Here is a 6,923-nt window from a genome sequence, read left to right on the forward strand (position 1 = left end):
GATGCGCTGTTCCCTTCATAGCACTGAGTGTTTCTGAGTTGTCGTCGGCCGGCTGGACGGAAAGCCGATCCGGCCGACTGCCACGGTGGCATGGAATCTCGGAAACCCGAAATCGCCGCAATGACCGTTGCTGACGCGAAATCCAACCACGCCGGCAGGAGGCCCGTCCAGCCGGCCCATCGGAGTTTCGGTGAACGTTGCGGCAAGGCGTTCCGCCGGCACCGGGCAATGGTCATCAGAGGTCGACGAGATCTTCACGCAATATCAGTGACAATTCTCGCGGGTGCGCCAGAGCGGACCCGACCTGCGGGCTTCTGTCCGGTTTTGAGGGTGCTTTGTCCGGATACCGGTCGGATTCGCCTTTCGCTCGCACTTGCGTCACAGAAGGCTGGAATCATGGAGATCCGCTCGCCCTGCCGAGCGGCACGGCGGCGGCTCCACGCCCCTGCGGGCGTCCCCCACGAACCCTCGCCCGTGCACCACATGACATGCACAGGCGGGCGATCAGCGCAGGTGCGGCGTCAGGACGGGGTGGTGAAGCCGCTGGCCCAGAAGCGGCCGTGGATCGCGAGGTCCAGCAGCATGCGGGTGGCTTCCTCGGCCGGCATGGGCGGGGTGTCCTGTTCGAGCCACCAGTGCAGGACCGACAGTTGCTCACCGACCCAGGCGCGGGCCAGCAGTTCCGCGGGGAGACGCGGTTCGACGCGGGTGTGGTCGGCGCGGGTGCTGAACACGGCCGCGACTCGACGCACCGATCCGTCACTGAAGGTGCGCAGCGCCTTGCCGTCGCCCTCGCCGCGCAGGATGACGCGGTACAGGTCGCGCTCCTGCTCCGCGTGGCGGAACAGCTCCAGCAGCGGCTTGCCGGTGAAGCCGACCTCGGTCTCCTCGACGAGCGGGTGCAGTCGCTCGTCGAGTTCCCGGAGCAGGTCGGTGGTGACCTTGGTGAACAGGCAGCGCCTGCTCATCCCTGCTGCTGCCGACGGCCGGCATCAGCGCGGTGCTGTGGGTGCCGGCCGTCGGCACAGTCGTGGGCCTCGGCCTGCTGTGGACGGGACGCAGCGCCAGGTCCGAGCGCACACCACCGGTGGCTCGCGTCGACTGGCCTGGTGCCGTGCTGCTGGCAACGGCTCTGGTCCTCGCCGTGCTGGCCCTGCACGACGGCGCGAGCTGGGGCTGGGGATCGCCCGGCACCGTCGGCTGCCTGGGTGCGGGCACGCTGCTCCTCACCGTCTGGGTGATGGTCCAACTACGCACCCCCACGCAGCTGATCGATGTGCGCCGACTGCTGCGGCCGCGCCTGCTGCCGGTCTTCGCGGTCGGCGCCCGCGTCCACTACATCGTCCTCGGCGGGCAGGTGTCCTACTCGACCTACCTCACCGGTTCCAACGGGCTCGGGCTGCCGTCCTCCTCGGTCGGCCTGGTCCTGCTGCCCGCCTTCTGCGGCATGACCCTCCTCAGCGCCTGCAGCAGCAGGCTCGGGCGGGCCATCGGCTACCGCAGGGTCACCGTCCTGGGCGCGGCACTCGTCGTCCTCGGCACGGCAGGACTGCTGCTGCGGCACTCGGCAGCCGCCGACCTCGCGGTCACGCTCGCCTTCTGCGGCGCCGGCATGGGACTGATCTCCGGAGCCGCCCGCATCCTCGTGGTCGACAGCGTGCGGGCCGAGGAGACGGCGGCCGGCGCGGGGCTCTTCGAACTGCTCGTCAGCCTCGCCACCGCAGTCGGCTCCGCGGCCACCGCCGCGTTCCTGACCGCCCAGGGCGGCGGCCACCAGGCCTACCTGACAGCCTGGACGGTCAGCGCCGGCATCGCCCTGCTCGGCCTCGCGGCCTCTCTGCTGCTGCGCGGGGATGGGTCGGCCGGCTCAGCTGTCAGGCCCTGACCGGGGCGCCGGGCGGGCACGGGCCGGGCCGGTGCGGGCTGGCTGATGGTCAGTCAGCCGCTCGGGGTCGTAGGGTTGGGGGCAGAAGCTCGACAGGGAGGGGTGCACGGTGGATCCGGTTTCGGTGAGCATGCTGCTCGCGGCGTTCGCGGGCGGGGCGGGCGGCGAGGCGGGCAAGCAGGCGCTGGAGGGGGCCTGGAAGCTGGTGCGGCGCCCGTTCCAGCGGCCCGCGCACCTGCCGGCCGCGAGCAGCGGGGAGGCGGAGCTCGTCGCGCTCGAGCAGGCGCCCGCCGATCCGGCGCTGGCCCAGCAGCTGAGCATGGCGCTGGGGATGCGGGCGGCGATGGACCCGGAGTTCGCCGGTGAGCTGACCGCCTGGGAAGGCCAGGCGAAGTTGGTGCGGATCGAGAGCGGCACGGTGTACAACAACACGATCAACGGCGGCATCCACGGCATGACGATCCAGGCCGGGAGGATCGACCGCGTCTACAACCAGACAGACGGCAGAGGCTGACGTAGCGTCAGGAAATGCGACGGGCGCCCGGCCCCTGGATGCTGTTGGCTGATTCCGGGCGCTCGCGTGACGTCGGCCCCCAAGACCCGGTTGTGGTCTTGGGAGCCGACGTCGTCGTTCGGGCAGGGCGTCAGATGTTGACCGCTACGTCGTTGGCAGCACGACTCCGGGCCCGCACAGCCCGGCGATCTCGGATGCGAGGGCCGTGAACGGTAGGGGCCGGATCGCTTGTTGCACAACGCTGGACGACGCGAAGACGCGCAGGGCGACCAACATGCGCGGGAGTCCGTCCGGCCGCGCCCTTCGCCATCAGCTTGTGGAAATTTCAGTGCCCGACGCGTTCACTGCCCCCAGCCAGAGGCGATCACGGGCTCGAGTCATGGCGACGAAGAGTTGGCTGCGCGCCAGCTCCGCGTGCTCCTCGGCGAGTTCCCTCTCAGCGTCCGTCGTCTGCAGGAAGTCGTCGTACTGCGGCAGGTAGACCTGTTTGAACTCCAGGCCCTTGGAACGGCGGTAGGTGCCGAGCTTCACCGCGTGGACCGGCCGACCCTCGTACTGGTCGAGCGAGATGACCGGGATTCCCGCCGTGATGAGAAGCCGCTGGTAGTGGTGCAGGTGCTGCCAGGACGAGCACAGCAAGGCGCAGTCACCCCAACCTGTCGTGTCAGCCGCCTCGGCGTGGTCGTCAGGAGTCGGGTGGCCGTGAGTGCGCAGTGCGGTCAGTAGGGCCTGGTCGTGCTCCGCCAGCGTTCGGCTCTCGCTCCGAATGACCTGACCCGCACGATACGACGGGTCGATGTCGCGCCGCCCGGGACTTCGCTGTCCGTCCAGGTCCTCGAAGTCGTCGCCCTGGACGACGGCGAGCGCTGCTTCCAGGATCTCCTTCGCGTTGCGGTAGTTGGTGCGCAGTACCTGCCCCCGATCGCCGCGGATATCGATGCCGGCCTCACTGACACGGAAGCCTCCCGGATAGACCGCCTGTTGGCCGTCGCCGATCAGAAGCAGGCCGTTGGGGACGTCGCCGGCGAGAGCGTGAAGCAGTCGCAGCCCGGTGAGGGTGAGGTCCTGGATCTCGTCAGTGATCACCGCGGCGTACGGGGGTGCGGCCTGCGTGGTGCGCAGATGGCCGAGGGCAAGAGTGAGGATGTCGTTGAAGTCGTGGACACCGCGTTGCGTGCGCAGGCGTTCGTACTCCTCGTACAGGGCCCAGACAGCTTCGCGGTGGTTGCGGCGCAGGGTCACGCGCCGGCGGCGGCGCGGCAGGACCGCGTACTGCTCGAAGGTGGTGATGCCCCGGCCTTTGATGACGTAGTCGATCTCCTCGCGCCAGTAGTGGGAGGTGGCGTCGATCGTGGCGAGCACACCATCACGGCCGGCGCGCAGCCAGGCGAGGCTGAAGGCCGAACGCGCGCGGTCGCCGTGCAGATGAGACGGCATACCGTGCTCGCGCAGGTAGCTCTGGGTCCAGGAGTGGAGGCTGCTGAACTCGACCCGGTCGCTGATGGCGGGGGCCATGGTCTGCAGGAAGGTGCGTTGGACGCGCGGGAGATTGTTGGCGTAGGTGACGTAGAGGATGCGGCCGGCTGTGCGTCGGGCGAGGTGCGCGGCACGGTGGAGTCCCACGACGGTCTTGCCGGTGCCCGCAGGGCCACTGATACGGGCAGGGCCGGCCCAGTTGCGTCGTACCAGGGCGACTTGGTCCGGATGCAGGAAGGTCATCCACTGCTCGATGGGGGCCTGCCGTGCGGCGGCGAACTCCGCCTCCCGGATGTCCTCAACGTCGAAGAGAGCATCGGCGCCGGCCGGCACACTGGCCTGGCCGGGCTCCGCGGGCATCGGTGTCGCCGGGACGACCACGGTTTCGTACGCCGGAAAGGCCCGCTCAAGGTGATCCCCGATGGCTCGAACAGCAGCCGCCTTCAGGCGGGTTGGCTCACTCAGCAGGGCCGGGGCCGCTTCCTGCTCGCCCAGGAGCTGCACGGCTCCCAGACGCCGGTTCAGCCGGTGGCCCGCGAAGACCATGAGCGGACGGACCGCTACCGGCGACAGGCCGAGCTCACCAACCACACGCTCCGCCAACCGCGTCACCGCCGTCAACTTCGCAAGCTCGTCGTCCCGGTTCTGACCACCGGCACGCAACTGGTCGCCCGCCACCTCGGGTTCGGATCGCCAGTTCTTGACGTCCACGACGTATACGCCGCTCGGCCCGACCAGCAGCATGTCCACGTTCGCCGCGGCCGTGCCCGGCCAGCGGCGGTCTACCAGCAACCGCCAGCCCTGCTCGGTGAGGAACAGCAGCCTGGCCGCCACCAGTCGCTCACCCTCGCTTGCCGCTTGCCAGCGGCGCGCCTCCGATCGCGCAGCCTGCATCTGCTCACGCAGCTTCGCCTCCCGCTGTCGAGCGTCCTGCGCCCGACGCCAAGCTGATCCACCTGCAGCCATCGACACCCCCCACGATCGACACACAGCGTAATGATCATAGTGCGATGAGCAAGATCCCACAGGGGCTCAGCCGAATCGGTGGGCAGCCATGTTCAGCTGATCAACAGGACGCCGAAGCCGCGCCGCAGGCGGCCCCGCAGCCTCGTCACCGGGGTGCGAGGTCACGACGGCCGCCTGCGGCGCGGGCTGAGCGTCAGGCGAGCGACGGGCCGGCGGTGGAGTTCAGCCAGGCCCAGTCGGACCAAGTGCTGAAGCCGGTCTGCCACTTGTGGTAGACGCCGGCGCCGCTGGTGGCGAAGACGTCGATTCGGCCGTCCTGGTTGTCGGCGGCCGTGATCTGGGTGCCGCCGGTGCCGAAGGTTTCCCAGGCTGACCAGTCGCCGTTGACGGCTGTCTGGTAGAGGTGGGTGGCGGTGGTGCCGTTGATGGCGAAGACCTCGATCCGGCCGTCGACCGAACGGGCGGAGGAGAGCGCGGAGTTGGTGGCTCCGGCGGTGGTGGCGGTCCAGTCGGACCAGGTGGTGGGGGTGGTCTGCCACTTGTGGAAGACGCCGGTGCTGTTGGAGGCGAACACTTCGAGGCGGCCGTCGGAGTTGTGATTGACCGTCAGGTCGTAGCCGCCACCGCCGAAGTTCTCCCAGGACGACCAACCGCCGTTGACCGCGGTCTGGTAGAGGTGGCCGAAAGTGGTGTCCGACAGGGCGAACACCTCCAGGCGGCCGTCGGGGGCGTTCTCCATCTGCAGCCGCGAGTCGGCGGGGCCGCCGACGCCGGCCCAGGCGGCGAAGGCGCTGTTGGGTGCGGTCTGCCAGGTGTGGAAGACGCCGGCGTCGTTGGAGGCGAACAGCTCGATCCGGCCGTCGGCGTTGCTGCCGGCCGCTACGCGGTATCCGCCGCCGCCGAGGTTGGCCCAGGCCGACCAGCCGGCGTTCGGGGCGGTCTGCCAACTGTGGTCGAGTTCGGTGCCGTTCACCGCGAACACCTCCAGCCGACCGTCCTGGTTCGGGGCGATCGCCAGCTGGGCGTTGGCCGGGCCGCCGGTGTCGACCCAGTCCGACCAGCTGCCGTTGACCGCCGTCTGCCAGGCGTGCCAGATGCCGTCCGGGCCCGCGGCGAAGGTCTCCAGCCGGCCGTCCGCGTCGCGGCCGGAGACCACCCGGCCGGCGGAGTACGGGTGCGGCTTGACGGCGCTGTCCTCGAGGACGTTGTTGTAACGGCGGGCGCTGTAGGCGCTGTTGGGGTGGCCGTCGAGGGAGGCGTCGTTGATGTTGGCGGTCAGGTGCTGGACCGGTGTCGAGCCGAAGGTGTAGTAGGAGAAGCCGCCGTTGGCGTCGAGCCACTGGTCGAAGAGGAAGACGTGGTCGCTGTAGTCGTCCATGATGTCGCCGGGGCGCAGGGCGCTCCGGTCGATGGCGTACGAGTACGAGTCCGACAGCGAGCCGGTCCAGGCGTTGGCGTTGAGGTGCCAGGCCATCGCCACGTAGCCCGAGCAGTCGCGGCGGTAGTTGAAGTCGCCGCCGGGGCCGGGTGAGTAGGAGCCCTGGTCGTAGGGGCCCGGCTGGTTGTCGACCCAGTACTGGGCTCGGGCGATGATCTCGCTGCGGGTGATCGGGCCGCCGAGGGCCGAGTCGGCAGACGCGGTGCCGGCGGACGCGAGTCCGGTGCCGGCCAGGGCGAGGAGGAGGGTGAGGGCGAGCAGCAGCGCGCGGGCCGCTGAGTTCCTCGACGTTGACAGCTTGGACGATGGCATCTCGGTCTCAACTGCTCCTTTCGAATGATGGGTCACGGGCCGACCCATGCCGGGCCGCCGAACGTGCCGTCGCCGTTCCAGGCGCTCCAACCACCGTTCGGCGCGGTCTGCCAGATGTGCGAGATGTTCGCGCCACCGGGAGCGAGGGCGAACACCTCCATGCGCCCGTCGGCGTTGTGGCTGACGTTCACGGTCGCGGCCGCGGTGCCGAACGAGCCGTTCCAGGCACCCCAGCCAGCCGACGGCGCGACCTGCTCACGGACCGCGATCGAGTTTCCGTTGGGCCCCAGGACGAAGACAGCCATCCGGCCGTCCGCCTCATGGCCCACCAC

5 protein-coding genes and 1 pseudogene are annotated in these 6,923 nt (G+C 69.7%); 2 read left to right on the plus strand and 4 right to left on the minus strand.

Annotated elements, in window-relative coordinates:
- Positions 1-521 precede the first annotated feature (521 nt).
- Complete coding sequence (locus ABH937_RS23805; RefSeq protein WP_370219393.1) at positions 522-968, minus strand: TetR-like C-terminal domain-containing protein; 447 nt, start codon at positions 966-968, stop codon at positions 522-524.
- Positions 969-1,114: 146 nt separating this feature from the next.
- Here ABH937_RS23805 and ABH937_RS23810 point away from each other — a divergent pair, with 146 nt between their 5' ends.
- Together ABH937_RS23810 and ABH937_RS23815 are read left to right on the plus strand one after the other, a co-directional pair.
- On the plus strand, positions 1,115-1,885 hold the full coding sequence (locus tag ABH937_RS23810; protein ID WP_370219395.1) for an MFS transporter: 771 nt from the start codon (positions 1,115-1,117) through the stop codon (positions 1,883-1,885).
- A 109-nt stretch (positions 1,886-1,994) separates the two neighbouring features.
- Positions 1,995-2,399, plus strand: a complete 405-nt coding sequence (locus ABH937_RS23815) for a hypothetical protein (RefSeq protein ID WP_370219396.1) — start codon at positions 1,995-1,997, stop codon at positions 2,397-2,399.
- A 309-nt stretch (positions 2,400-2,708) separates the two neighbouring features.
- Here ABH937_RS23815 and ABH937_RS23820 read toward each other — a convergent pair whose 3' ends face one another.
- The 3 genes and pseudogenes from ABH937_RS23820 to ABH937_RS23830 form a co-directional block, all read right to left on the minus strand.
- Positions 2,709-4,841 (minus strand): UvrD-helicase domain-containing protein, encoded by a 2,133-nt coding sequence (locus tag ABH937_RS23820; RefSeq protein WP_370219397.1) that lies wholly within the window; start codon positions 4,839-4,841, stop codon positions 2,709-2,711.
- Positions 4,842-5,034: 193 nt separating this feature from the next.
- On the minus strand, positions 5,035-6,591 hold the full coding sequence (locus tag ABH937_RS23825) for a hypothetical protein (RefSeq protein ID WP_370219398.1): 1,557 nt from the start codon (positions 6,589-6,591) through the stop codon (positions 5,035-5,037).
- Between the two features lie 32 nt (positions 6,592-6,623).
- Positions 6,624-6,923 (minus strand): annotated as a pseudogene (locus tag ABH937_RS23830) (glycosyl hydrolase family 32); the annotation flags it as partial.

It is taken from the genome of Kitasatospora sp. GAS1066B, from assembly GCF_041262605.1.
Taxonomy (GTDB): domain Bacteria; phylum Actinomycetota; class Actinomycetes; order Streptomycetales; family Streptomycetaceae; genus Kitasatospora.